Raw genomic sequence first — 25441 nt, forward strand, 5'->3', positions numbered from 1 at the left:
TCTGATTAACTCATCAATGACTGAGGGGCTACCCACGCTCGTCAGCGGGCGGGTCGGTAGTAGTCGAGAAACCAGCGGACAAACTCGGCAACACCTTGCTTGAGGGGCGTAGCGGGGCGCAGGCCGGTGAGGGTGTGCAGCGGCTCGCTGTCAGCCCAGGTGGCGTGCATGTCGCCTGCCTGCATCGGCAGCATCCGCTTGATGGCGGGCTTGCCGATGGCCTCTTCCAGCGCCTCGATAAAATCGAGCAGCCGCACCGGCTGGCCGTTGCCGATATTGAGGATGCGGTAGGGGGCGGCGCTCTCGGCCGCGCTCTGCTCGCTGGCGTGCCAATCGGGATTGGGGCGGGGCGGCTGGTCGGCCACGGTGAGGATCCCCGCGACTATGTCGTCTATGTAGGTGAAGTCGCGGCTGAGATCGCCGTGGTTGTATACGTCGATTGGCTCGCCCGCGAGGATGGCGCGGGTGAACTTGATTATGGCCATGTCAGGCCGGCCCCAGGGGCCGTAGACGGTAAAAAAGCGCAGCCCTGTGGTGGGCAGGCCATAGAGCGCCGAATAGGCGTGGGCCATCAGCTCGCCGCTCTTCTTGGTGGCGGCGTAGAGGGAGACCGGGTGATCCACCTGCTGCGCGGTGGAGTAGGGCATCTGATCCCCCATGCCATAGACCGAGCTGGAGGAGGCGTAGATGAGGTGCTGGATCCTGTGGTGACGACACCCTTCCAGCACCGTCAGCATGCCGGTGAGGTTACTGTCGGCATAGGCGAACGGATTTTCGATGGAGTAACGCACCCCCGCCTGCGCCCCCAGATGGATCACCCGCTCGAAACGGTTGCTGGCAAACAGGGTCGCCATCGCTTCGCGATCCGCCAGATCCAGCCGCTCGAAGTGAAAATGGGGGAAACTGGCTAGCTGGGCCAGCCGCGCCTCTTTCAGACTCACCTCGTAGTAGTCGTTGAGGTTGTCGATCCCCACCACCCGATGACCTGCGGCGCACAGCTGGCTGGCTACATGAAAACCGATAAAACCGGCGACGCCGGTGACCAGATAGGTCATGGTTGAGTCTCCGGGTTGCAACTGGTGTTGGCAGGCTGCTTTTTGGCGGGAAGATGTGGTCGCCCGATGGCGTGATAGTCAAACCCGAGCTCGCTGAGCTGGCGCGGATCATAGAGGTTGCGGCCATCAATGATGACGGGCTGGTTGAGCAGGGCCTTCAGCTGCTGGAAATCGGGGGCGCGAAACGCCTGCCACTCGGTGCAGATCAGCAGGGCATCGGCCCCTTCCAGTGCGGCCTCCTGAGTGGGGCTGAGCAGCAGATCCGGCCGCTGGCCGTAGATCTGGCGGGCGCGCTCCATCGCCTTGGGATCAAAGGCCTGCACTCGGCCACCGGCAGCCCAGATGGCTGCCAGTAGCGGGCGGCTCGGCGCATCGCGCATATCGTCGGTGCCGGGTTTGAACGCCAGCCCCCACAGGGCGAAGGTGCGGCCGCGCAGGTCCGGGCCAAAGCGGGTCAGCAGGGTTTGCGCCATCTTCTGTTGCTGGCGCTGATTGACCTGCTCGACCGCTGCCAGCAGCGGGGCGTCGTAGCCGACACTCGCCGCGGTATGGCGCAACGACTTGATATCCTTGGGGAAGCAGGAACCGCCGTAGCCGCAGCCCGGGTAGATAAAGTGGTAACCGATGCGGGGATCGGCCCCCATCCCCTGGCGCACCGCCTCGATATCTGCCCCCAGGTCCTCGGCGAGGGCCGCCATCTCGTTCATAAAGGAGATCTTGGTGGCCAGCATGGCGTTGGCGGCGTATTTGGTGAGCTCGGCGCTGCGCAGATCCATCACCACGATCCGGTCGTGATTGCGGTTGAAGGGGGTGTAGAGGGCGCGCAACTGCTCAAGCGCACGCTCGTTGTCACAGCCGATGATGATGCGGTCCGGCCGCATGCAGTCGTTGACCGCCGCTCCCTCCTTGAGAAACTCGGGATTGGCCGCCACCTCGCAGGCGAGGGTCAGCCCACGTTCGGCCAACTGTAGCTCAATGTGTTCCCTTACTTGCTGCGTTGTGCCGACCGGCACAGTGCTTTTGGTCACTACCAGCTTGGGGCGGCTCATCAGTCGGCCTATGGTGTCGGCCACCGCCAGCACATGTTGCAGGTCGGCCGAGCCATCCTCGTCAGCCGGGGTGCCCACGGCGATCAGCAGCAGGTCGGCGTGTGCCACGGCAATGGCGGGATCGACCGTGAAGCTCAGGCGGCCGTTGGCCAGATGGCTCTCGACCAGCGGGGCCAGCCCTGGCTCATAGAAGGGGATCTGCCCCAGCCTGAGGGCGGCGATCCTCTCATCATCCACATCCACGCAGCAGACCTGATGGCCCACCTCAGCCAGAACGGCGGCCTGCACCAGCCCGACATAGCCTGTGCCAAAAATGGTGACCTTCATGAAAAGTGCCTCGTGCTGTGAATGGGGGGATAGCGCGCTTAAACCGCGGCATGCTGCATCTTGGTGCAGCGGGTGTCAATGCCAGATGACAGGCACCAGAATGGGGCGTTCAGCCTGACTGTTGTGATCCTTTTCACAAAAAATAGACTGGACCCCATAACGAAGCCCTGTGGACAGGGCTCGCAGCCCGCCCGCAACGGCAGGCGACAGACACTCTCTCTTTACTTCGCTTGGATACAGGTTATGGACAACACCTCGATTCGCACTGCCCATCCTATTTATGAGGATGTGCTGGCCCTGCTGACGGCGGCCGGCTTTGTTTCCCTCGGCATCTTTCTGTTTCATCAGGTTGGCCTGCTCACTGGCGGCACCGCCGGGCTGGCGCTGCTGCTGCAAAAGGTGACCGGCATCAGCTTCGGCCTGCTCTTCTTCGGCATAAACCTGCCCTTCTATGCGTTGGCATGGTTGCGGATGGGGCCACGTTTTACCTTCAACACCTTTGTCTCGGTGGCGGCGGTCTCCTACATGACCGATCACCTCAACGGTGTATTGCAGATCGGCAAGATAGAGCCTCTCTATGCGGCGCTGATCGGCGGCACCCTGATTGGCATGGGTCTGCTCATCATGTTCCGTCACAAGTCGAGTCTGGGGGGCTTCAACATTCTGGCGCTCTTTATTCAGGATCGCTTTGGCATCCGGGCGGGCAAGCTGCAGATGGGGCTCGATTGCGCCATTGTTGTTGCCTCGTTTTTCGTGGTGCAGCCCTGGATCCTGGCGCTCTCCATCGTGGCGGCGGTTATCTGTAATCTGGTGTTGACACTCAACCACAAGCCGGGCCGCTACCAGATTGCCTGACAAGCGGCAGCCGTGACCCTATAAGACAAGAGTGACCCGATAGCACGAGGCGGCCTGATGGCCGCCTCGTCTGTTTCTACCCTGGGGTTTGTTCGCTGCGCCTAGCTCGCCTGTTCCAGCCTGCTGTCGCCGCTCATGGCGTTGCCACTGATGGCGCTGCCGCTGATAGCGTGACCACCGACGGCGAGCGGGGTGTGGCAGGCCACCTGATGATGGGCCTCATCATACGCCTCAAGCTTGGGCGCCTTGCTTTTGCACAGATCGGTCGCATGGGGGCAGCGCTGGTGGAAGTGGCAGCCGCTTGGCGGCGAGATGGGGGAGGGCACATCGCCAGTCAGCAGAATGCGCTGGCTGCGTCTGCGTGGATCCGGCACCGGAATGGCGGAGATCAGCGCCTGGGTGTAAGGGTGGCGCGGCGCTAGATAGAGCGACTGGGCATCCGCCAGCTCGACGATCCGTCCCAGATACATCACCGCAATCCGATCCGAGATGTGTTTGACCACCGACAGATCGTGGGCGATGAAGATGATGGAGAGGTTCATCTCCCGCTGCAGGCTGAGCAGCAGGTTGACGATCTGCGACTGCACCGAGACATCGAGGGCCGAGACTGCCTCGTCGCACACCAGCAGCTTGGGCTTGAGGGCGATGGCGCGGGCGATGCCGATCCGCTGGCGCTGACCGCCGGAAAACTCGTGGGGGTAGCGATCCACCGCACTTCCCGGCAGGCCCACTTTTGCCAGCAGCTCTTGCACCCAGCCGCGGCGCTGCTCAGTGTTGCCTTTACCGTGGATGATAAAGGGCTCCTCCAGGATCTGGCCCACGGTATGGCGGCTGTTGAGGGATTCTGCAGGGTCCTGAAACACCATCTGCATCTCCTGGCGCAGGGATCGCATCTCCTTCGGGCTGAGGGCGGTGATGTCGCGCCCCTCGAAGGTGATGGTGCCCGCGGTCGGCTCGAACAGCTTGAGCAGGCTGCGTCCGAGGGTGGACTTGCCGCAGCCCGACTCACCCACCAGCCCCAGCGTCTCCCCCTGTTTCAGGTCGAAGCTGATGCCATCCACAGCATGAACCGTATATTGCTTGCGCAGGAAACCCCCTCCCAGCCGGAAGTGCTGTTTCAGATCCCTGACCGATAACAGAGTGCTCATGCGGTCAACTCCTTCCAGTAGTGACAGGCGACATGGTGGCGCGGATTGAGTTGCTCCACCGCCGGAATGGCGCTGATGCAGAGATCGGTCGCATGGGGGCAGCGGTTGGAGAAGCGGCAGCCAGCGGGCATCTCGTGCAGGGCTGGCACCTGTCCCTTGATGGTCTTGAGCAGGCTCTTGGGCTCATCCTCGAGCCGCGGGATCGAGCTCATCAAGCCGTGGGTATAGGGGTGACGGGGGTGGTCAAACAGTTCGAACACGTCGGCCTGCTCTACCGCCCGCCCGGCATACATCACCACCACTTCGTCACACAGCTCTGCAACCACCCCCAGATCGTGGGTGATAAAGATGATGGCCATCCCGGTCTGGGCCTGTAGCTCTTTCATCAGTTCGAGGATCTGGGCCTGAATGGTGACATCCAGCGCCGTGGTCGGCTCGTCGCAGATAAGCAGGTCTGGCTCGCAGGAGAGCGCCATGGCGATCATCACCCGCTGGCGCATGCCGCCGGAGAGGTTGTGGGGATAGACCGCAAAGCGCTGGGCTGGCTCAGGGATCCCCACCTTCTGCAGCATGGCAATGGCCGCGGCTTTGCGCTGGGCCTTGTCATACTCGGGGCGGTGGAGGCGAAACACCTCCATCAGTTGCTCACCGACCGTCTGCACCGGGTTGAGGGCCGTCATCGGCTCCTGAAAGATCATCGAGATGCGGTTGCCGCGCACCTTGTACATCTGATCCGGCGCAAGCGACAGCAGCTCCTCCCCCTGAAAGCGGATGGAACCGGCCACCACCTGACCGTGGGGCTTGGGCAAGAGCCCCATGATGGCGAGTGAAGTGACACTTTTGCCACAGCCGGACTCGCCGACGATCCCCAGCGTCTGACCCGGGGCCACCTTGAAGCTGACCCCGTCGAGCACCTTGATCTTGCCGTCATCGACGGCGAACTCCACCTCAAGATCGCGTACTTCGAGGATTGGGGCCTGGTGCTGGCCGTTATCAACGGCGAACTCCCCCTCGTTATCCGGTACGTCAAGAATGGGGGCCTGAGTGTTGGGCATAACGGCTGCTCCCTTCGCAATGGCCTGAATATCAATGACGTGCATAGGTCTTGTCGAGCAGGTTGATGGGCGCCAGCGCCTCCCCTGCCTCCTTGGCGTTGCGGGTCTCTTCCTTCACCTTGGGATCGAGCCAGAGCAGACCGCCACTACTGTGAGGATAACCGTCCATCGGCCAGTAGAGCAGATCCGGCGTGTTCTTGGTGGCAGGCACTTCCGGCAGCATCACATAACGCCAGCTGCTGGCCCGCACATAGTTGAGCTGCACCCCGGGCACGAAGATGGCGAGGTCATAGATGCGCTGCTGGATCTGCTGGGAGAGCTTGGCCCGTTTGGTCATGTCGAATTCGACGTTGTAGGCGTCGATCAGCGTGTCGAGCTCCTTGTCCGCTACGTTGAACAGGTTGTTGGTCTGCGGCTTGTTGGCGTTGGCGGAGTGGAAAAACTCCCAATATTGCGGATAGAGACCGCCTCCGCCCCAGCCGAGCCAGGCCGCTTCGTGTTTCTTCTCCAGCATTACCTTGAAGCCGGTGGCGCCATCCACTAGGTTAAGCTCCAGATCGAGACCCGCCTTCTTGGCCTCCTCTTTCAGCACGGTCAGCCGCTTGGAGTGCTCCTGACTGGTGTAGGTGAGCGCAAGCGTCAGCCGCTCACCCTTCTCATTTTGCAGGATGCCGTCCGGCCCCGGCTTGTTGTAGCCGCCCTTGGCAAAGTACTCCCGCGCCTTGCCGATGTCATAAGCCCGCTCAGGCAACGTGATGTCAGTGAACTCGCCAAAACCCGAGTCAAAGGTGGTGGCTCTGTCGTAGTCGCCGCGCAGCACGGTCTCGATCATCTTGTCGATGTTGAAGGCGTGCTGAATGCCGAGGCGCACGTTCACGTCCGCCAGCTTGGGGTTGGCCACATTGAGGTGAACCCCCTGACCGCCCTGTTTGGTATCGGTCATGGCCATCACCTTCTGCACGTAGCCTTTTTTGTACTCCGGGGTGACCGCTTTTTCATGCCACCAGTTGGGCAGGATCATCTCGAAGGTATCGATCTCCCCTTTCAGGAAGTGGCGGAAGGCGATGTTGTGGTCGCGGATCACCTGCACCTTGATGGTGTCGATGTTGAATCTGTACTGGTTGTAGCGATCATCCTTTGCCCACCAATCCTTCTGCTTGCTGAAGGTGACCGACTTGCCCTTCTTGACGTCGCTGATCACGTAGGGACCTGTGGTGGGCACCACGGTCCAGTTGTACTGCTTCACCCAGTTGGGGGTCAGCTTGTAGTAGTGTTTGGGCTGGGGCCACAGCTCGGTGGTGTTGAGCAGGTCCATCTTGGCCTTGCGGTTGCCCGCTTTGACCATAATGGTGTGATCATCGATCTTCTCTACCGCGACCACTTCAGTGGTGTAGTAGTTGTTGAACCAGGGCCCCTTGATGTGTTTGGAGCGCATCATCTCGTAGCCGAAGGTGTAGTCGTCAGCATTGACCGGCTTGCCATCCGACCATTTGGCGCGCGGATCCAGCTTGAAGTAGACGGTCTGGCTGTCTGGCGCTATGGCCCAGTGGGTCGCGAGCGAGGGGATGGGGTTGCCGGTATTGGGGTGGAAGCTGATGAGTCGCAACTGGTTATCGAGAATAAAGGAGCGGAACGATCCGTTGGAGTCAGGCCCCACGGTGCGGAACGTCAGCGGAAAGCTCTCCACAAACATATTGAGGCTGCCGCCCGGCAGCGCCTTGGGGGAGGCGAACACAGGATCCGTGTCGTTGGTCTCCCATTTGAGATCCGCGGGCAGGCTGGCCGCCCAGACCCAGGATCCGTTTACCAGCACAAAGAGAGCACCTATCCATTTGATTTTATTTTTCATGTTTGACTTCCAGGTCTGGCCCCTGCACTGGGGGTCTTGATTGATAACGGGATTATCCCTTGCTCCCGGGACCGCCGATGGCGGCGGCCCGTCCTTCATTTATCACTGTTCGTTACCCGACGCCTGCCGATGCGCGCTGGTACCGTCTGGCTTATTGGTAACGGGTAAATTTGCGCGGATCGAACGCCTCGCGGATCGCCTCACCGATAAAGGAGACCATGATCAGCACCAGACTCACCGCGGCCACCACCGAGCTGACGATCCAGATGGCATCCAGATTGTTGATGCCCTGGGAGAGCAGCTCCCCCCAGCTCGGGGTCGGCGGTGCCAGCCCGAAGCCCAGATAGTCGAGTGCCGTCAGGGTGGAGATATTGCCCACCACGGCGAACGGCGCCAGGGTGACGATCATCATCAGGGTGTTGGGCAGGATGTGGTTGAAGATGATCCGCCCGGTGGTCGCCCCTTGTGCCCGCGCCGCCATCACATAGTCCCGCGCCCGCTCCTTGTAGGTGAGGGTGCGCATATACCAGGTGATCCCCATCCAGCCGAACAGGACGTTGATGGCGACAAACAGGCCGAAGTTGGGCTTGGCCAGCGACACCAGGATCATGATGACGTAGAGAAACGGCACCTGGGACCAGATCTCGATAAAGCGTTGCAGGATGAGGTCAAAGCGGCCGCCGAGAAAGCCCATCAGACAGCCGATGGTGACCCCGATGGCGTAACTGGCCGCCAGCGCGATAAAGGCAAAGCCGATGGCGATGCGAAAGCCGTAAACCAGTCGCGCCAGCACGTCTCGGCCGCTGGTGTCGGTGCCGAGGAAGTGGCGCTCAGCCGCGCTGGGGGCGTAGGGTGGGTAGGCATCCTCCTTGAAATCCTGCTCGTAGGGATTCCAAGGGACTAGCGGCAGCAGCACCCAGTCGCCCTGGCCCTCTGCGGCAAATTTGGCCTTGAGCTGGCGGTAGTTGGTTTCGTACTCGTAATCGAGCCCGAACTGCTGACCGGGGATCACATCGCCATAGGTGGGGAAGTGCAGCTGGCCCTGATAGCTCACTATCAGTGCCCGGCTGTTGACCAGCAGCTCCGCCAGCAGGGAGAGCAGCACCAGGGTGGTGAAGATGATGAAGGAGTAGTAACCGCGCTTGATCGACTTGAAGCGCTTGAGTTTTTTCAAGGTAACCGGATTGAGCTTCATGGTCAGTCTCCAAACCGCACGCGGGGGTAAACAGAGGGTGCAACACAAATATCGGAGACGATATGGCGTGATATCAGCATCGGCATGGCAATAGAGGTCTGGTTCATGGTCAGTCTCCAAACCGCACGCGCGGATCAACAAGGGCAACGCAGATATCGGAGACGATATTGCCTATCAGCATCAGCATGGAGGTGATGGCCAGAATGCCCATGACGGTGGGGTAATCCCGCTCGACGATAGCCTCGTAACCGAGCAGGCCGATGCCGTCGATGTTGAAGATGGTCTCGATGAGGAAGGAGCCGCCAAAGAAAACGGTGAGCACAGACCCCAGGTGACTGGCGATGGGGATCAGGCTGTTGCGCATGGCATGGTCGGTGACCGCCTTGCGAAACGGTAACCCCTTGGCCACTGCGGTACGCACATAATCGGCCGACAGGTTCTCCATCAGGCTGTTTTTCATGGTCATGGTGAGGATGGCGAAATCGCCGATGGCGTAGGCGATAAGCGGCAGCAGGGCGTGGGCAAAGACAGTGCGGATCTGATCCCAGCTGCTCTCCATGTATTCAAAGTCATCCCCCGGAAAACCGCCCATCGGCAGCCACTCCAGATGGAAGGCGAAGACGGTGATGAGGAAGATCCCCACCACGTAGGCGGGCAGGGCATAGGCCATGTAGATAAGCATGGAGCTTAACGAGTCGAAGCGGCTGTTGTGCCTGAGCGCCTTGGCCACCCCGAGCGGAATGGAGACCGCATAGCTCAGCAGAAAGGTTGCCAGCCCGAAGAAGGCGGTGACCGGGAGCCGCTCCTTGATGAGATCCCACACCGGTTCGTAGTAGCGGGTCGATTCGCCCAGATCCAGCACCGCCAGCTTCTGCAGCCACTCCCAGTAGGCGACCAGCATGGGCTTGTCGAGGCCATAGAAGGCCTTGAGCTCCTCGATCTGTTCATCGGAGAGGGCTTGCGCCCCCTTGCTGCCGCTGGAGCGGCCGGATTCATTCTGGGAAACCTGGGCTTGCAGCAGCATGCGTTCGACCGGTCCGCCCGGCACGAAACGGGTGATGGTGAAGACGAGCAGGGTGATACCGAGAAACGTCGGAATGATCAAAAGCATCCGGCGTAGGAAATACGACAGCATGGTGGAACCTCGTCCTTGTTGTTCTTTTTTGCGGCCAGTCAAATCCGGTGACGGGCCTGTCCTTCCTGGCATTACGCGCTGGATTGGTTGCCAAACAGCAGACAATCCGCTTGGCCACTGTAAAAGCTCTGCAACAAAAATCAAGTACAAGGAAATGGAAAACTGGGACAAATGACCCGCTGAGACCAAAAGCACCGAAAAATGACGTTTTTTATCTGAAAAGTGAAAATCAAAACAAAACGCTACTACTCAACATTATTTTAAAAAATATAAACAGCTGTTTGTTTGAGTTTTAGGCTACTTTAACTTGTTGATTTGTAATGTTTTTTCTTTGGTGGTAAAATTGAAGGAAAACGATGTCATCTCGACAATTTTATCTGTTATCCCCATGAGAACGGTCAGGTGCAACCCTCATGAAGTTAGTGTTTTATTCTTATTAATGCCAATAAATCAAAATAAGATATAAACTGACAGCACGTTAACTAATAAGTTCATCAAATTTTAATTCAGCGCCATTTATGCCATTTAACAATGTTTTTACATTGCGCAGGTTGTTTTTGGCAGAATTATTCACTAATTATGCCGGTCAAAATTAATACACTCCGCTTATTCTACGCCTGACCTCACCACACCCCTGCTCCATTGACGTCGCTAGTCAAAGATTGATAAGCCTTACACATCGCTCCAAAGAGGGCGGTATCAGGAAGCAAACAATAAACAACCAGGAAGGATATAAGCGATGCTTAGGAAGAGCAGAATCTCTGCTGCGATTGCGTTCGCCTTGGCGAGCCTTGCAGCGGCCCCATCCGTATCTGCCGAAGAAGGGCAGAACGTCGAAAAACTGCAGAAAATCAAAGTCACTGGCTCTCGTATCTCTCGGGTTGAAGTTGAGACTGCACAACCTGTGCAGGTGATGAGCAAAGCTGATATCGAAAGAAGTGGTTTAACTTCTGTTGGTGATATTCTGCAGCGTATTCCAGCTATTTCAGGTCAGGCACAAAGTACATCTGTTAACAACGGTGGCAATGGTACGGTTACCGTAAACCTGCGAGGTTTGGGTACGCAAAGAACGTTGGTATTGGTGAATGGCAGACGAATGGTGTATGGCGGCTCTGGCGCGAACTCATCTGTTGACCTGAATACTATTCCTGTTGCAATCATTGAGCGTGTTGAGATCCTTAAGAACGGAGCATCCTCCATCTATGGTGCTGATGCAGTGGGCGGTGTGGTTAACATTATCACCAAGACTGGATTTGATGGGTTTGAGCTGAATGGTCAAATTGGTCAAACCAGTAAATCCGATGCAGAAGCTCACGATGTGAACATGGTTGTCGGCGGTTCAACTGATGTTTCCAACTATGTGTTCTCTGCTGGTCTCGTGGAAGAAAAAGAAGCAATGGCCGGATCCCGCTCTTTTTCAAATGTCGATTATGAGCATGATGGTGAGGGTGGCCAATATATTGGAGGCAGTAGCCGTGTCCCTTGGGGCTATTTCAAAACCAGTCAAGGGGTTCTGACAAAGGGGCCTGAAGGCAGTGCAACCCTTCGGCCATATGATTCTGTTGCTGACGCATATAATTATGCTCCGGCAAACTACTTAAAGACACCAAGCAAACGTTGGTATACGTCCTTCTTTGGAGATCGCTCTCTGGGACAATTGGGGGGGCTGGGTGAAACAAGGTTTTTCTCTGAAGCATCTTATTTAAATCGTCAATCAGATTATTTGTTGGCCGCGACACCATTGGCTTCAGGTACTGATGGTTTGAATCCAATTTCGAAAGATAATGCATTTAATACAACCGGTGAAGATATATCTGACTGGCGGTATCGCACTATTGAAGCCGGTGGTCGAAATCGGATGTTTGACTCATCGACTAGCCGATTGGTATTAGGTTTTGATGGGCAACTTGAAAACTCCTGGACTTGGGATACTGCGTTTGTTTATGGCAAGACTAAAACGACTGAGTCTGAACAAAATGTGTTCATGAAGGACCGCATTAATAATGCCATTGGTGCAACATCTGCTGATGGCAAGCAGTGCCTTGACTCCGGAGGAAAAGTAATAGCTGGTTGTGTGCCTTGGAACTTGTTTGGTGGTGGCTTAAGCCAGGAAGCGCTCAAGTATGCGAGTTTTACCCGTAATGACAATGGCTCAAATGAGCAGCAGTCATTGGAGTTTAACTTGTCTGGTGATTTGCTAGAGTGGCAAGCAGGCACTATCGGATTTGCTACCGGCTATCAGGTACGCAAGGAAAGTGGTGAAACTAATCCAGATGCATTGGTATCCCTGGGTAATGCAACTGGTAATGCAGAAACCGCCACCAAGGGGAGCTATGATGTTAACTCTTTGTATGGCGAGTTGATCGTTCCACTGTTGTCAGATAAGCCTTTTGTAGAGTCCTTGGAAGCGAGTGTCTCTTCACGCTATGATAATTACAGCTCATTTGGTGACAATATCGCAATGGGTTATAGCATTACCTATCGTCCATATAGTGACCTGATGTTGCGTGGTACTTATTCTGATGTGTTCAGAGCGCCGACAATCTCTGATCTGTATAGCGGTAAATCACAGAGCTTTGATCCATTAACTGATCCTACAGGGCAAGATGATGACCCGCAAAAACCAGTTTACTACGGTGGTAATAGCGAGCTAAAACCAGAGCAAGGATATAGTACCTCTTTGGGGGCGGTATATTCCCCTTCGTATATAGAAAATGCATCTCTGACAGTCGATCTCTGGTCGGTTAAACTGGATGACGTCATTGATGTTGTTAATCCTCAGTATATGTTGGATCAGTGTTTTTCTAGTGGCCAGTTCTGCGACAAGATAGATCGCGCGCCAGATGGAAAAATAATGGGGATCGATGCCACCTATGCAAATTTGAATTCGTTGGAAACCAATGGCGTAGATTTTAATGTTAAATATGCCTACGATTTCGATTTTGCAATGCTTGCTGCTAACTGGGAAAACTCATATTTAAAGAAATATGAGGTGACTCAGCCAAATGGTGAAACACTGGATTATGCGGGCACATTTGTTAGCGACCAAATTGGCAACTATTCAAAGTGGCGCTCAACAATGTCACTGGATCTGTTTAATGAAAAAGTGGGAGGGAGTTGGTCTGCTCGTTATATTAAAGGTGTTACTTATACGGCAGATGACATAGATTTTAATGTCCCGAGTATGGTTTACCATGATTTGAATGCGCGTTATCAGGTGACTAAATCCTTGCGTTTGACCACTGGGATTAATAACGTATTTGACAAAACACCACCACTTATCTTGAATGCGCTGTCAGCGAATACAGATACCGTTACTTATGATGTGCTCGGTAGAACTTATTACCTGAGAGCGAACTACAAGTTCTAATCAACCCCGTTGATATACAACCTCAGCCGGCCCGGTCGGGCCGGCTGTGCCCAACGTCCAAGGAAGTTACGGAGATAGGGTAATCCTATGAAGACAAGGACCATTACAATGAAGAAAGCGCTCCTTGGCAGCCTGGTTTCGGCCGCCTTGTTGACCAGCTTCAATCTGAGTGCAGCCACTGCCGGTCAGGCCGTGGACGCTCAAGCCGCCACCGACAACGCATCCAAAGTTTCCCAGCAGAAAATCGACAGCTATGCCGAATCTGCCGAATCCGCATTGGCCCAGTACAAGGCCGCCCTGCGTCAGGTCGACAGTCTGCGCACCTACAACGAGCAGGTGAGCAAGATGGTCGAGTCCCAGAGTGCCGAGCTGGCGTCGATGCAAAAGCAGATCGCCCAGATCGACCAGACCAGCACCGAAGTGGTGCCCCTGATGCTCAAGATGATCGACTCCCTCGAGCAGTTTGTGGCGCTGGATCTGCCGTTCCAGAAGGTCGAGCGCGAGGACCGCGTGGCGGCCCTGACCGACCTGATGAACAGGGCCGATGTCACCATCTCCGAGAAGTACCGCAAGATCCTGGAGGCTTACCAGATCGAGGAGGGCTTCAGTCGCACCATCGAGGCCTACAAGGCGAGCCTGGACAAGGATGGCAGCGAGAAGACCTACGAGTTCCTGCGCGTTGGTCGCATCGCGCTGCTCTATCAATCCCCGGATGGCAATGAGACCGGGATGTGGAACAAGAAGACTCGCCAGTGGGAAGAGTTGCCCCAGGAGTATCGCAGTGCGGTTGAACAGGGCCTTCGCATCGCCAAGAAACAGGCGCCTCCCGCGCTGATCAAGCTGCCGGTTCAAACTGCGGAGAAAGCATCATGAAAGGAATCAAACTTGCGATTGCCTCCCTGATTGCGGGAGCAACCCTGGTCACCCTGCCGGTGACCGCCGCCGAAAAACCTGTTGATCTCAATGCGCTGCTGAATCAGGTCAAGGCCTCCAGCCTGAGCGAATCCCAACTCAACAAGGAGCGGGAAGCCCGCTTCCTGGCTGACAAGAACGAGCAGGGGGCGCTGCTGGCCAAGGCCAAGGCCGAGCTGGCTGCCGAAACCGCCAAGGGCGAGCAGCTCAAGGCGACCTTTGATGCCAACGACAAGCAGCTGACCGAACTGACCGAAACCCTGCGCCAGCGTTCCGGCAACATGGGCGAGATGTTCGGCGTACTGCGTCAGTTCGCCGGTGAGTTCAAGGGGATCTTCAACGCCTCCGCTCGTCGGGTCGAGCATCCGGAGCAATCCGCCCTGTTGACCCGTCTGGCCGAGAGTAAAGAGCTCCCCTCCAGCGACGATCTGGAAGCGTTCTGGACCACCACCCTCAGCCGCATGGTGGACGGTGGCAAGGTGAGCCAGATCCCGGCGACTGTAGTCTACGGCGAAGGCAACCAGGCCGAGAAGACGGTCACCCAGATCGGTGAGTTCAACACTGTCTCCGAAGGCAAGTACCTCACCTTCGTGCCGGAGACCGGCAAGTTCGAGCAGCTCTCCCGTCAACCGGAGAAGAGCGTGCTGGCTCCCATCGCCGAGTTTGAACAGGGCGGTGACGGGGTCAAGCCCATCTTCATCGACCCGTCTCGCGGCGTGATCCTCTCCCTGCTGGTGCAGTCACCGACCCTCAAGGAGCGTATCGATCAGGGGGGTTCCGTGGGCTATGTGATCCTGGCATTGGGGGTCATAGGTACCCTGCTGGCCATCTTCTGTGGTATCCGCCTGTCGCTGATCGGCTCGTCCATGCGCAAGCAGCTGAAATCTGATCAGATCATCAAGGGAAACCCCATTGGTGACATGCTGGGGGCCTACCAGAATCATCGCGGTGACAACATCGAGGATCTGGAGTCCAAGCTCGACGAGATCATCCTGCGCAACGTGCCCAAGTTCGAGAAGGGCATCAGCCTCATCAAGCTGATCGCCTCCGTCGCACCGCTGTTGGGCCTGCTCGGCACCGTAGTGGGGATGATTGCCACCTTCCAGGCCATCACCCTGTTCGGTACCGGCGATCCCAAGCTGATGGCGGGCGGTATCTCCGAGGCGCTGGTGACCACCATGCAGGGTCTGGTCGTCGCGGTGCCCATGCTGTTCCTCTACACCATTGTGCAGACCCAGAGCCGTCGTCTGATCCAGGTGCTGGAAGAGCAGAGCGCCGGTTTCGTCGCCCGTTATCAGGAACGTCTGCACGCCTCCAAAGCCGCAGCGTAAGGAGTCACCCATGTGGTTCTGGTTGATTGAAGAAGTCGAGTCGGTCCGCCGGTTTTTGGGATTGGGGGGCGATGTACTGGTCGCCCTGTTCTTCCTGACCCTGATGATGTGGGCCCTGTTGCTGGAGCGCTGGTTCTACTTCATGGCGGTTTACCCCAAGCAGGTGAAGCAGACCAAGGCCACCTGGCTGGCCCGCACCGATCATCTCTCCTGGTCTGCCAAGCAGATCCGGCGCGAGCTGGTCTCACGGGTCGCCATGGCGGTAGACAAGGGGATGCCGGTCATCAAGGTGCTGATCGCTCTCTGCCCGTTGATGGGGCTGCTCGGCACCGTGGTGGGGATGGTGCAGGTGTTTGACACCCTGGCCATCACCGGCACCGGTTCGCCGCGGGCGATGGCATCGGGGATCTCCAAGGCAACGGTACCGACCATGGCGGGCATGATCGCCGCCCTTTCCGGCCTGTTTTTTGTCAACCAGCTCGATCACAAGGCCAAACTGGCGGTGCAAAAGCTGGAAGACAACCTGAAACACGGTTGATGCAGGATGCATACCCCTGGTGAGGCATGGCCTGCCGGGGGCACAGAACAAGCAAGGAGTTTCTGCTATGAGAAAACGTTACAGCGACAGCGGTGCTGACGAGGCGGCTATCGATTTGACCCCCATGCTGGACATAGTGTTCATCATGCTGATCTTCTTCATCGTCACCACCTCCTTCGTCAAGGAGTCCGGTGTCGAGATCAACCGTCCCAGTGCCAGCACGGCCGAGACGGTGAAGAAGGGCAATATCATGGTCGCGGTGCGCGAAAACGGTCAGGTCTGGGTCGACAAGCGGGTGGTCGAGGTGGGGGCGGTGCGCGCCAACATCGAGCGGCTGCGGGCCGAAAACCCGGAGAGCGCCGTGGTGATCCAGGCCGATAACGAATCCCGTTCCGGTCTGGTGGTGCAGGTCATGGATCAGATCCGCATGGCCGGTGTCCAGAACATCTCCATCGCGGCAGACAAGAGCAGCTGATGCCGGAGAGAGACCTATGAGATACCTGATATCGTTGGCGGTCTCCTGTGTGGTGGTGTTCTTTCTGTTTCTGGGAATGAACAAGCTGATCACACCGGATCACCGGGAGCTGGTGGAGAAGGATGACGTCACCATGACCGATTTCATCCGCCTCAAGCCCCAGGAGACCCTGCAAGAGAAACAGCGGGAGCTGCCCAAACCGCCGCCGCCCAAGCGTCCGCCACCTCCTCCCGAGATGGAAGTGGCCAGCACGGATCGGCCGAAGATGGAGAGCGCGCCGATGGACATGCCCAAGCTCGACATCCCGGTCAACATCGGTGGTGGCAACGCGCTGGGTGCTTATAGCACCGGCGGCGGTGGTGGCGGCGTCGGTGGCAACAATGGTGCCATTCCGCTGGCAACCTTCGAGCCCATGATGCCCCGCAAGGCGGCGCTGGCGGGGCTGGCCTCCGGCAAGGTGCTGGTGGAGTTCACCGTCACCGAGCGCGGCACCGTCAGCAACGTGCGGATCGTCAAGGAAGAGCCGCGCAGCTATGACCTCGGCAAAGAGGCGCGCAAAACCATCGCCAAGTGGACGTTCAAACCGGCCATGGTGGATGGCAAGCCGCAGGCGAGCCGGATGCAGCAAGAGATCGAGTTTGCGGTCAACTAAGGAAGGTGGCGATGAACAAGTTACACAAGATGATCCTCGCCCCGGTCGCCATGGCGGTGCTGCTCAGCACCGCCAGTTGGGCCGCCGAGCAGCCGGCCCTGTCGGATCGGGCCTATCGGGCGGTCAACAAGGCGCAGGAGCTGATCACCGAGAAGAAATACGGTGAGGCCAATGCCAAGCTGCAAGATGCGCTTTCAGGCGCGGGCGAGCGGGTCTACGACAAGGGGGTCATATTGCAGACTCTCGGTTTTGTGGCCGCCCAGCAGGAGAAATACGGTCAGGCGACCAAGTACTTTGCTGATGCCATCGCGACAGGCGGCCTGCCGCCACCTGTGGCCCAGCAGGTGCGCTACAACCTGGCCCAGCTCTATATGGCGGAGGGTAATTATCAGGGCTCGATCAAGACCATGAAGGAGTGGTTTGCCAACCAGGGCAAGGATGACAAGCCCAACTCCCATGCCTATATCACGCTGGCCAACGCACACGTGCAGCTCAAGCAGTACCGTGACGCGATTCCGGCGGTGGATCAGGCGATCAAGCTGTCGGCAGGTAAAGCGCCGGAGTCCTGGTATCTGCTGAAGATGGGCGCTCACTACGAGCTGAAACAGTACAAACCGGCGACCGAGGTGCTGACCTCTCTGGTCAACATGTTCCCGGAGAAGAAGAAGTACTGGACCCAGCTGTCGGCCATGCATATGCAGGCAGGCAACGATGCCAAGGCGCTGGCGGCGCTGGAGTCGGCCTACAACCTCGGCATGTTGACCGAGGCCGCCGAGCTGCAGCGCCTCGCCAACTACCTCGCCTTCACCGGCATTCCCCATCGCGCCGCCCGGGTGATGGAGAAGGGGATGAAGGATGGGCTGATTGAGCCGAGCGCCGGCAACTACAAGACCCTGGCCAACTACTGGCATCAGGCCAAGGAGCTGGATCCGGCCATCGATACCCTGGCCAAATCCTACCAGCTGGCCCCGAGCGCCGAATTGCAGCTGAAAATGGCACGCATGATGATCCAGAGCAAACGCTATCAGGATCTGGTGGCGCTGGCCGCCAAACCGGCCGCCAATGCCAATGGTGAACAGCGTGCTGATCTCAAGTTCCTGACCGGGGTCGCCTATTTTGAGCAACAAAAGCCGAAGGAGGCCCTCAACGCCTTCACCCAGGCGGCTCAGAATGGCAACGTCAGCGGTCGGGCATCTCCGTGGATCAGCTTCCTCAAGGAGCAGAGTGGCACCGGAGAGGCAGCCGTCCAGTAATTCCAATGACAACTACCTGTAGTCCCTTTTATGGTTGCCTGGTGGCTCCATTAACCGCTCTTCGGAGCGGTTTTTTTATGGTAGCTGCCAGCACCGGCGGGTGGCCGATGCACGGTTTTATCCCTCTTCATGCCAATAAAGAGCCTCCGTCGACATTGGTTTATCTCCCCGGATGCGACAAACGTTTTAGCTAGGGCTGCAACCGTGAAGCAAGGTGGCGCAGCGCTGTGGTTGACGGGGGCTCGTGTGGCTCGCTGACAGGCGGGCAGTGCCATTCATCTTTCTCTTTGCTGCGACTTGCTAGTGTGGCTTTTGCCCTGTTGATAAGCGTCACATCGAAAACGGCTACTTTTAACAAGAAAAGCAACATATGGAAGTTGAAATTTTGGCCGACTCAGGAAAGAATGCGCGCTCGGTTATTGGCGTCGTGGGGCAGGTTGACCCGCCACCGGCAGACCGAGGATGAGACGGCCCCCGGCCCATTTGGTACAGGAAACCACACAGGAATTTTATGAATCCCCTTCGCACTGCCGCTTCGGCCCTTTTATGCACTTTTGCGCTGGTCAGCCAGCAGGCTGCCGCCGTCGAGTACCGTCTGCCTGCGGCCAACAGCCGCCTGATCGGTGAAAATCAGGAATACGTGGTGCCTGCGGACAACCGTCCGCTGGAGCAGATCGCTGCTGACTTCCAGCTGGGTCTGACCAACATCATGGAAGCCAACCCGGGCGTTGATCCCTATCTGCCGAAAGCGGGTAGCACCCTGATCATCCCCCACCAGCTGATCCTGCCCAACGCGCCCCGCGAAGGGATCGTCATCAACGTTGCCGAGATGCGTCTCTACTACTACCCGAAAGGGAAGAACGTGGTGGAAGTACTGCCCATCGGCATCGGTCAGCTGGGGGTAAACACCCCGGAGAACTGGATCACCAAGGTAGAGCGCAAGCGCGCCAACCCGACCTGGACCCCGACCGAGAACATCCGTCGCCGCTATGCCGCCCAGGGCAAGACTCTGCCGGCAGTATGGCCAGCCGGTCCGGATAACCCCATGGGTCTGCACGCCCTCTACATTGGCAACCTCTATGCCATCCACGGCACCAATGCTACCTTCGGTATCGGTCTGCGGGTGAGCAGCGGTTGCGTGCGTCTGCGCGCTGACGACATCAAGTATCTGTTCGACAACGTGCCGGTCGGCACCCGCGTCCAGTTCGTCAACCAGCCGGTCAAGACCACGGTCGAGCCGGATGGCGGTCGCTACATGGAAGTACACGAGCCGCTGTCGCGCACCGAGGAGGAGTTCAACTCCACCGCCTCCGTGCCGCTCCCGATGACACCGGCCATCACCCGCTTCATCGCTCACGCCGAGTCTGACTCCAACGTGGTCAAGCAGGTGCTGGAACAGCGTACCGGTATGCCGACCCGCCTCAATCCCTGATTGAGAAAGTTGGCGGTGCCGCGCGCACTGGCTGAATAAAGAAAACGGCGACCATCTGGTCGCCGTTTTTTATGGGGGAGTCACCGCTTGCTTACTGCACGCAGACCGGGCAGAAGGCGTAGGTGCCTTGCGGATCGTTGAAGCGGGTGAGCGGGTCGAGACTGCGGTTCACTTCCACCAGAGCCTTGCCAAATCCAGCCGGCAGCCAGCTTTGCAACTGGGGGGCCAGCACTTGGGCACTGCTGTCAAACAGCTGGCGCAGGAACTTGTCCTTGGTGGACTCCTCCTGCTCGATGGGGGTCACCTGCCACTCTTTGAGGTTGGCCAGTTCGGCAGCTGCCTTGATGGCGTCATCCAGATTGCCGAACTCGTCCACCAGCCCCAGGGCCTTGGCATCTTCGCCGGTCCAGACTCGGCCTTCGGCCGCTTTTTCGGCCTCTTCCGGGCTCAGGCCGCGGCCCTTGCTGACCAGACCGATGAAGCGCTGGTAGGTATCTTCCACGCTCAGCTGGATAGCCTGACCGACGTGATCCGGCAGGGCGCGGGTCGGGCCTACGCCGACGTAATCTGTGGTGCCGACCCCATCGGTATGGACACCGAACTGGGCCAACGCCTTGTCGATGGTGGCGAACATGCCGAATACCCCGATGGAGCCGGTGAGGGTTGTCGGGGAGGCGAAGATCTTGTCCGCATCGGCGGAGATCCAGTAGCCACCGGAGGCGGCATAGCTGCCCATGGAGACCACTACCGGCTTGCCTGCCTGTTTCAGGGCCAGCAGCTCGGCGCGGATCTGCTCGGCGGCGAAGGCGCTGCCGCCCGGGCTGTCGACCCGCAGGACCACGGCTTTGACCTTGTCATCGCGGCGGGCATCGGCCAGCAGGTCGGAGAGGCTATCACCGCCGATGGTACCGGCAGGCTGGACGCCATCCATGATGGCGCCGCTGGCGACCACCAGACCCACCTCATCCTTGCCGCTCTGGGGATATTGTTCCGGAATGGCAGCCAGATACTCTTTCAGGCCGACCCCTTTCCAGCCGTGGTCGTCCGCTTCACCCACCTCTTTAATGACCGCCTGGGTCATCTCGTCGCGGGTGGCCAGCTGATCCACCAGACCGTTGTCGAGGGCGTAGTTGGCGGCATTGCCACCGGCCTTGCGCAGCAGCTCGAGGAAGCGCTCCTTGCCCGGTGCCACGGCATCCGGTTCGATCTCCCGTTGCTCGGCTACGTCAGCCACATAGGATTGCCACAGCTGATCCAGCCAGCGCTGGTTCGCTTCTTTGCTCTCGGGGGACATCTCGTCGCGGGTATAGGGCTCGACGAAGGATTTGTAGGTGCCGACCTTGAACACGTGCGGGGTGATGTTGAGCTTCTCCAGCGCCGACTTGAAGTAGGTCTGGTAGACCCCAAGCCCCTCGATCACCACGGCGCCGCTCTGGTTGAGCAGCACGTGATCGGCGTGGGCCGCCAGCAGGTATTGCCCCTGAGTGTAGAAGTCGGCCATGGCGATCACCGGTTTGCCGCTCTCCCGGAAGGAGTCGATGGCACTCGCCACCTCCTGCAGTTTGGTGAAGTTGGCTCCTTGCAGCCCTTGCGGCTTGATCACCAGCGCCTTGATGCGCTCGTCATCCTTGGCACTCTTGATGGCCCACAGCAGGTCGGAGAGGACGATCTCGCTCGGCTGCTCGTCGCTGCTGTCCATCTGGCGCAGCAGTTGTACGGTGGGATCTGTCTGGGAGCGTTGATCCACCAGCACGCCGTTGAGATTGAGGGTCAGCGCCCCTTCGATGGGCACCTTGGGGGCCTCTTTCTGGCTGACGCTGAAGACGATGACCAGCACTACGATGAGAAACAGCAGATTGACCAGCATCAGCCGGGTGAAATTGAGCAGGCGCCACAGGCTGCGGAACAACCAACCCAGACCTTTGAAAATAGACATAGTCGCGTTATCGCCCTGTTAATGGGTAGAGAAGAGCCATTATTAACCAGTTGCGGGCGAAATTGCCATTTCCGACTGGCGGATCCCGCCTATCTTCGTTCAGGGCACGGCTGTTCGCTGAAAAATTGTCCAAACATTTGTTTGAAAAAGAATTTTCGATTCTTTACTCTAGCCTCAGTTTGATAACAAAAAATTAACTGGAGGCATCGTGAGCCGCTATCCGACCCTGCTGACCCCGCTCGACCTTGGTTTTACCCAGCTGCGCAACCGTGTGTTGATGGGCTCCATGCATACCGGCCTCGAAGAGGAGAAGGGCGGTTTTGACAAGCTGGCCGCCTTTTACGCCGAGCGCGCCCGTGGTGGCGTTGGCCTTATCGTCACCGGCGGTATCGCCCCCAATCTGCGCGGGCGGCTGGTGCCTCACGGTTCCCAGCTGAGCTTCCCCTGGCAGGTGAGCAAGCACAAGAAGGTGACCAGCGCCGTGCATCAGGAGGGGGGCAAGATAGCGCTGCAGATCCTCCATGCCGGTCGTTACGCCTATCATCCGTTCAGTCTGGCGCCGAGCGCCCTCAAGGCCCCCATCTCCCCGTTCAAACCGCGCGCCATGAGCGAGCGGCAGATCCGCGGCACCATTCGCGACTTCGCGGCTACAGCAGCGTTGGCCAAGGCGGCCGGTTATGACGGCGTCGAGGTGATGGGCTCGGAAGGCTATCTCATCAACCAGTTCATCTGTGAGCGTACCAACAAACGTACCGATGGCTGGGGCGGCAGCAGCGAAAACCGGATGCGCTTCCCGGTGGAGATTGTCCGTGCCATCCGCGAGCGGGTCGGCACCGACTTCATCATTATCTTCCGCCTCTCCATGCTGGATCTGGTGGAACAGGGCTCGACCCTGGAAGAGGTGATTGCCCTTGGCAAAGCGCTGGAAGCGGTGGGGGTGACCCTCATCAACACCGGTATCGGTTGGCACGAGGCGCGTATTCCCACCATCGCCACCAGCGTGCCGCGCGGCGCCTTCAGCTGGGTGACCGCCGAGCTGAAAAAGCATCTCAAGGTGCCGCTTATCACTACCAACCGGATTAACACCCCGGAGGTGGCAGAGCGGATTCTGGCGGGGGGCGAGGCGGATATGGTCTCCATGGCGCGCCCTTTCCTGGCTGATCCCGAATTTGTCATCAAGGCGGCCGAGAACCGGGCGGACGAGATCAACACCTGCATCGCCTGCAACCAGGCCTGCCTTGACCATGTGTTCAAGCAGAAGCGGGCCTCCTGTCTGGTCAATCCTCGAGCCTGTTTCGAGACCGAATTGACGTTTGGCCGCGTGCCCCAGCCCAAGAAGCTGGCGGTGGTGGGGGCGGGCCCGGCCGGGCTGGCGTTTGCCTGCTACGCTGCCGAGCGCGGTCATCAGGTGAGCCTGTTCGATCAGGCCAGCGAAATCGGCGGCCAGTTCAACTTCGCCAAGCAGATCCCGGGCAAGGAGGAGTTTCACGAAACCCTGCGCTACTTCGCCAAACGGCTGGAGAAGTGCGGCGTCGAGCTCTATCTGGGCCAGCGCCAGAGTGCCGAGAGCCTGCTCGGCGGCGGTTTTGACGAGGTGATCCTCGCTACCGGTATTCGTCCGCGCACCCCCAATATCCCGGGGATCGAGCATCCCAAGGTATTGAACTACCTCGATGTATTGCGGGATCACAAGCCGGTCGGCGAGAAGGTGGCGGTGATCGGTGCCGGCGGCATCGGTTTCGATGTGGCCGAATTCCTTGTGGAGAAAAGGGTCGAGAAGAAAGTGGAGATGGATGCCGATGGGCACCGTGATCACTGGCTCAAGGAGTGGGGCATCGACAAACAGCTTGGCGAGCGCGGTGGCCTCACGGCTCCTGAAATCGACGCCCCCGAGCGCCAGATCTGGCTGCTCCAGCGCAAGGAGAGCAAGGTGGGTGACGGACTTGGCAAGACCACCGGCTGGATCCACCGTACCGTGCTCAAGAACCGCAAGGTTCAGATGCTCTCCGGGGTGCAATATCTGGGGATCGATGACGAGGGCTTGCACATTCAGGTGGGCGAGAGCAAGCAGTGTCTGCCGGTGGATCAGGTGATCGTCTGCGCCGGGCAGGAGCCCCTTAAAGAACTGCAGGCCGGGTTGCAGGCGGCAGGCAAGCCGGTGCACATCATCGGCGGAGCCGACGTGGCTGCCGAGCTGGATGCCAAGCGAGCGATCAGACAGGGCGCCGAACTGGCTGCGATCATCTAGCCAACTGTGCCCTCTTGTCCTTTATAGTGCGATAAACCCCTGAGCCTCAGGGGTTTTCTTCATTCGGTGCTGTGCTAAGGTAGCGCCATCATTGCCCCAGAGAAGGAATTGCCCATGGATGCCCTCACCCTGTTGCTCAATCGCCACTCCTGTGGCCGTCTCGCCGATCCCGCCCCGAGCGGTGAGGTGCTCGACAATATCCTCAAGGCGGGCCTGCGCGCGCCGGATCACGGCACCCTGACCCCTTGGCAGTTCATTCTGTTTGAAGGAGAGGGGCGCGAGCGGCTGGGCAAGCTGCTGGCCGAGGCGGCCCGTGCTCGTGGCGAAGATGAAGAGAGCATCAAGAAGTGCAGCGAAGCGCCGCTGCGGGCGCCCTTGGTCGTCGCCGTGGCAACCCGTTATCAGGATCACCCCAAGGTGCCGAAACTGGAGCAGGAGCTCTCAGCCGGGTGTGCCCTGATGGCGATGCAGATGGCGGCGCAGGCGCAGGGCTTCAACGGTATCTGGCGCTCCGGCTGGTTTATCTTCGATGAGCAGATCAACAAGGGATTGGGACTGGCGGCAGAGGATCAGCTGGTGGGTTTCCTCTACCTCGGTACTCCCATGCTGGAAGCACGCAAACTGCGCGAGCTGCCACTCGATGAGTTTGTCCGCCGTTTCTGACTCCTCGGCCATGTTGCGGTTAAGAGAAGCAAAGCCTCGAGAAATCGGGGCTTTTCTGTTTAACCGTGAATAGTAACCAGAGAAATTGGGGAAAATAAATGGGTCAAAGAGGCTTCGCGCGCCATAGCAGGTAATTATTTAAATAGTGCGATGTACCTCGCAATCCTGTTGTATTTCACTATGTAAAACGTTTGCGCATTCGCTAATATCTCCCTGCCAGTTTAGAAGGGCACTCCTTCTAATTTTTCTGCGATGAGAGTCGCAATTCCGTAGCACCTTTTAACAGCCCAACGTCTTCGTGACATTGGGCTTTATTTTTTATGGGGTGTCGGGGTTGTTGTGAGTTGATGGCGGCATCAAGATGCAGCCCGGTTGGCAGCCTTATGCCCTGTTTTTGGCTGGCAGGATCCGGGCTGGATTGCCGACTACCCGAGCTCCAGCCGGTACATCTTTGGTGACTACGGCGCCCGCGCCGACGATCGCCTCCCGCCCTATGGTGACGCCGGGCAGCAAGATGGCGCCGCCCCCAATCCAGACCTTGTCTTCAATGGTGACCGGCAGCGCCGTCTCTGTGCCCTGAATCCGTTTGTCGGCCTCCAGTGCATGGGCTGCGGTATAGATCTGCACATTTGGCCCAATCATCACATGGGCGCCGATGCGGATGGGGGCATTGTCCAGCAGGGTCGCTCCCATATTGATGTAGGAGTCCTTGCCCAGGTGGATGTGGCGGCCATAGGTACAGTAGAGGGGCGGGCAGATAAAGGCGTTTTCTGCCAGTTCGCCAATCAGCTCCGCCAGTAGTGCCCGCTGCTCTGCTTCCTCTTCCGCCTGATTGAAACGGCGATAGCGCTGGGCCGCCTCCCGGCGCAACAGGGCCAGCTCGGGTGCCATGCAGTTGTACGGTTGGCTGCTAATCATCTTCTGGTATTCGCTCATGAAGGTTGCTTTCCTTTATCTGCCAGG

The 25441-nt window shown here is 58.4% G+C and carries 20 protein-coding genes; 11 read left to right on the forward strand and 9 right to left on the reverse strand.

Annotated features, from left to right (window positions below; genetic code table 11):
• Window positions 1-41: 41 nt before the first annotated feature.
• Window positions 42-1055 carry an NAD-dependent epimerase gene (locus AB5Y82_RS11760; protein ID WP_111901617.1) on the reverse strand — a complete coding sequence of 338 codons (1014 nt, stop codon included), beginning with the start codon at window positions 1053-1055 and terminating at the stop codon, window positions 42-44.
• Entirely contained in the window at window positions 1052-2431 is a 1380-nt protein-coding gene (locus AB5Y82_RS11765) for a UDP-glucose/GDP-mannose dehydrogenase family protein (RefSeq protein ID WP_111901616.1), read from the reverse strand. The genes AB5Y82_RS11760 and AB5Y82_RS11765 overlap by 4 nt, the downstream gene beginning before the upstream one ends.
• A 243-nt stretch (window positions 2432-2674) precedes the next feature.
• Between AB5Y82_RS11765 and AB5Y82_RS11770 the strand changes: the two genes are divergently transcribed.
• Window positions 2675-3286: a YitT family protein gene (locus tag AB5Y82_RS11770; protein ID WP_005349421.1), complete on the forward strand. Its 612-nt coding sequence runs from the start codon at window positions 2675-2677 to the stop codon at window positions 3284-3286.
• Window positions 3287-3387: 101 nt separating this feature from the next.
• Here AB5Y82_RS11770 and AB5Y82_RS11775 read toward each other — a convergent pair whose 3' ends face one another.
• From AB5Y82_RS11775 to AB5Y82_RS11795, 5 genes are all read right to left on the reverse strand, one after another.
• Entirely contained in the window at window positions 3388-4434 is a 1047-nt protein-coding gene (locus AB5Y82_RS11775) for an ABC transporter ATP-binding protein (RefSeq protein WP_111901614.1), read from the reverse strand.
• A complete protein-coding gene (locus AB5Y82_RS11780; RefSeq protein WP_111901613.1) occupies window positions 4431-5489 on the reverse strand; it encodes an ABC transporter ATP-binding protein in 1059 nt (352 codons plus the stop codon). Before AB5Y82_RS11780 ends, AB5Y82_RS11775 begins: the two co-directional genes overlap by 4 nt.
• A 31-nt stretch (window positions 5490-5520) precedes the next feature.
• Complete coding sequence (locus tag AB5Y82_RS11785) at window positions 5521-7338, reverse strand: extracellular solute-binding protein (protein ID WP_368173979.1); 1818 nt, start codon at window positions 7336-7338, stop codon at window positions 5521-5523.
• Window positions 7339-7489: 151 nt separating this feature from the next.
• The gene (locus AB5Y82_RS11790; RefSeq protein WP_111901611.1) at window positions 7490-8533 is read right to left on the reverse strand and encodes an ABC transporter permease; all 1044 of its coding nucleotides are present in this window, start codon (window positions 8531-8533) and stop codon (window positions 7490-7492) included.
• A 109-nt stretch (window positions 8534-8642) separates the two neighbouring features.
• Window positions 8643-9668, reverse strand: a complete 1026-nt coding sequence (locus AB5Y82_RS11795) for an ABC transporter permease subunit (RefSeq protein WP_031227629.1) — start codon at window positions 9666-9668, stop codon at window positions 8643-8645.
• A gap of 739 nt (window positions 9669-10407) precedes the next feature.
• Here AB5Y82_RS11795 and AB5Y82_RS11800 point away from each other — a divergent pair.
• The 8 genes from AB5Y82_RS11800 to AB5Y82_RS11835 all read left to right on the forward strand — a co-directional run bounded on the left by AB5Y82_RS11800 (window position 10408) and on the right by AB5Y82_RS11835 (window position 19631).
• Window positions 10408-13038, forward strand: coding sequence for a TonB-dependent receptor (locus AB5Y82_RS11800; RefSeq protein ID WP_368173980.1), 2631 nt, complete (start codon window positions 10408-10410; stop codon window positions 13036-13038).
• Window positions 13039-13146: 108 nt separating this feature from the next.
• Entirely contained in the window at window positions 13147-13911 is a 765-nt protein-coding gene (locus tag AB5Y82_RS11805; protein ID WP_069526538.1) for a DUF3450 domain-containing protein, read from the forward strand.
• On the forward strand, window positions 13908-15281 hold the full coding sequence (locus tag AB5Y82_RS11810) for a MotA/TolQ/ExbB proton channel family protein (protein WP_005338937.1): 1374 nt from the start codon (window positions 13908-13910) through the stop codon (window positions 15279-15281). Before AB5Y82_RS11805 ends, AB5Y82_RS11810 begins: the two co-directional genes overlap by 4 nt.
• A gap of 10 nt (window positions 15282-15291) precedes the next feature.
• Complete coding sequence (locus tag AB5Y82_RS11815; RefSeq protein ID WP_005338936.1) at window positions 15292-15819, forward strand: MotA/TolQ/ExbB proton channel family protein; 528 nt, start codon at window positions 15292-15294, stop codon at window positions 15817-15819.
• 67 nt (window positions 15820-15886) lie between these two features.
• Window positions 15887-16294, forward strand: coding sequence for a biopolymer transporter ExbD (locus AB5Y82_RS11820; RefSeq protein ID WP_005338933.1), 408 nt, complete (start codon window positions 15887-15889; stop codon window positions 16292-16294).
• Window positions 16295-16310: 16 nt separating this feature from the next.
• The gene (locus tag AB5Y82_RS11825; protein ID WP_005343441.1) at window positions 16311-16946 is read left to right on the forward strand and encodes an energy transducer TonB; all 636 of its coding nucleotides are present in this window, start codon (window positions 16311-16313) and stop codon (window positions 16944-16946) included.
• Window positions 16947-16957: 11 nt separating this feature from the next.
• Complete coding sequence (locus AB5Y82_RS11830) at window positions 16958-18199, forward strand: lipopolysaccharide assembly protein LapB (protein ID WP_111901747.1); 1242 nt, start codon at window positions 16958-16960, stop codon at window positions 18197-18199.
• Window positions 18200-18710: 511 nt separating this feature from the next.
• Window positions 18711-19631: a L,D-transpeptidase family protein gene (locus AB5Y82_RS11835; protein WP_005338927.1), complete on the forward strand. Its 921-nt coding sequence runs from the start codon at window positions 18711-18713 to the stop codon at window positions 19629-19631.
• A gap of 91 nt (window positions 19632-19722) precedes the next feature.
• Here the strand turns inward: AB5Y82_RS11835 and sppA are convergent, their stop codons facing one another.
• Entirely contained in the window at window positions 19723-21567 is a 1845-nt protein-coding gene (sppA, locus tag AB5Y82_RS11840) for a signal peptide peptidase SppA (protein ID WP_368173981.1), read from the reverse strand.
• A 208-nt stretch (window positions 21568-21775) separates the two neighbouring features.
• On the opposite strand from sppA, the gene AB5Y82_RS11845 reads away from it, so the two are divergent.
• Together AB5Y82_RS11845 and AB5Y82_RS11850 are read left to right on the forward strand one after the other, a co-directional pair.
• Window positions 21776-23815, forward strand: coding sequence for an FAD-dependent oxidoreductase (locus AB5Y82_RS11845; RefSeq protein ID WP_368173982.1), 2040 nt, complete (start codon window positions 21776-21778; stop codon window positions 23813-23815).
• A 114-nt stretch (window positions 23816-23929) separates the two neighbouring features.
• Window positions 23930-24478, forward strand: coding sequence for an NAD(P)H nitroreductase (locus tag AB5Y82_RS11850; protein WP_005338924.1), 549 nt, complete (start codon window positions 23930-23932; stop codon window positions 24476-24478).
• Window positions 24479-24859: 381 nt separating this feature from the next.
• On the opposite strand, the gene AB5Y82_RS11855 is transcribed toward AB5Y82_RS11850, so the two are convergent.
• Window positions 24860-25414, reverse strand: coding sequence for a sugar O-acetyltransferase (locus tag AB5Y82_RS11855; RefSeq protein ID WP_368173983.1), 555 nt, complete (start codon window positions 25412-25414; stop codon window positions 24860-24862).
• Between the last annotated feature and the right edge of the window lie 27 nt (window positions 25415-25441).

The sequence above is a fragment of the Aeromonas sp. s13 genome (assembly GCF_040907905.1).
Lineage (GTDB): Bacteria > Pseudomonadota > Gammaproteobacteria > Enterobacterales > Aeromonadaceae > Aeromonas > Aeromonas veronii.

Excerpts from the sequence above, each read along its gene's own strand:
- AB5Y82_RS11760 (WP_111901617.1), bottom strand. The coding sequence starts at position 1,055 with ATGACCTATCTGGTCACCGGCGTCGCCGGTTTTATCGGTTTTCATGTA.
- AB5Y82_RS11765 (WP_111901616.1), bottom strand. The coding sequence starts at position 2,431 with ATGAAGGTCACCATTTTTGGCACAGGCTATGTCGGGCTGGTGCAGGCC.
- AB5Y82_RS11770 (WP_005349421.1), top strand. The coding sequence starts at position 2,675 with ATGGACAACACCTCGATTCGCACTGCCCATCCTATTTATGAGGATGTG.
- AB5Y82_RS11775 (WP_111901614.1), bottom strand. The coding sequence starts at position 4,434 with ATGAGCACTCTGTTATCGGTCAGGGATCTGAAACAGCACTTCCGGCTG.
- AB5Y82_RS11780 (WP_111901613.1), bottom strand. The coding sequence starts at position 5,489 with ATGCCCAACACTCAGGCCCCCATTCTTGACGTACCGGATAACGAGGGG.
- AB5Y82_RS11785 (WP_368173979.1), bottom strand. The coding sequence starts at position 7,338 with ATGAAAAATAAAATCAAATGGATAGGTGCTCTCTTTGTGCTGGTAAAC.
- AB5Y82_RS11790 (WP_111901611.1), bottom strand. The coding sequence starts at position 8,533 with ATGAAGCTCAATCCGGTTACCTTGAAAAAACTCAAGCGCTTCAAGTCG.
- AB5Y82_RS11795 (WP_031227629.1), bottom strand. The coding sequence starts at position 9,668 with ATGCTGTCGTATTTCCTACGCCGGATGCTTTTGATCATTCCGACGTTT.
- AB5Y82_RS11800 (WP_368173980.1), top strand. The coding sequence starts at position 10,408 with ATGCTTAGGAAGAGCAGAATCTCTGCTGCGATTGCGTTCGCCTTGGCG.
- AB5Y82_RS11805 (WP_069526538.1), top strand. The coding sequence starts at position 13,147 with ATGAAGAAAGCGCTCCTTGGCAGCCTGGTTTCGGCCGCCTTGTTGACC.
- AB5Y82_RS11810 (WP_005338937.1), top strand. The coding sequence starts at position 13,908 with ATGAAAGGAATCAAACTTGCGATTGCCTCCCTGATTGCGGGAGCAACC.
- AB5Y82_RS11815 (WP_005338936.1), top strand. The coding sequence starts at position 15,292 with ATGTGGTTCTGGTTGATTGAAGAAGTCGAGTCGGTCCGCCGGTTTTTG.
- AB5Y82_RS11820 (WP_005338933.1), top strand. The coding sequence starts at position 15,887 with ATGAGAAAACGTTACAGCGACAGCGGTGCTGACGAGGCGGCTATCGAT.
- AB5Y82_RS11825 (WP_005343441.1), top strand. The coding sequence starts at position 16,311 with ATGAGATACCTGATATCGTTGGCGGTCTCCTGTGTGGTGGTGTTCTTT.
- AB5Y82_RS11830 (WP_111901747.1), top strand. The coding sequence starts at position 16,958 with ATGAACAAGTTACACAAGATGATCCTCGCCCCGGTCGCCATGGCGGTG.
- AB5Y82_RS11835 (WP_005338927.1), top strand. The coding sequence starts at position 18,711 with ATGAATCCCCTTCGCACTGCCGCTTCGGCCCTTTTATGCACTTTTGCG.
- sppA (WP_368173981.1), bottom strand. The coding sequence starts at position 21,567 with ATGTCTATTTTCAAAGGTCTGGGTTGGTTGTTCCGCAGCCTGTGGCGC.
- AB5Y82_RS11850 (WP_005338924.1), top strand. The coding sequence starts at position 23,930 with ATGGATGCCCTCACCCTGTTGCTCAATCGCCACTCCTGTGGCCGTCTC.
- AB5Y82_RS11855 (WP_368173983.1), bottom strand. The coding sequence starts at position 25,414 with ATGAGCGAATACCAGAAGATGATTAGCAGCCAACCGTACAACTGCATG.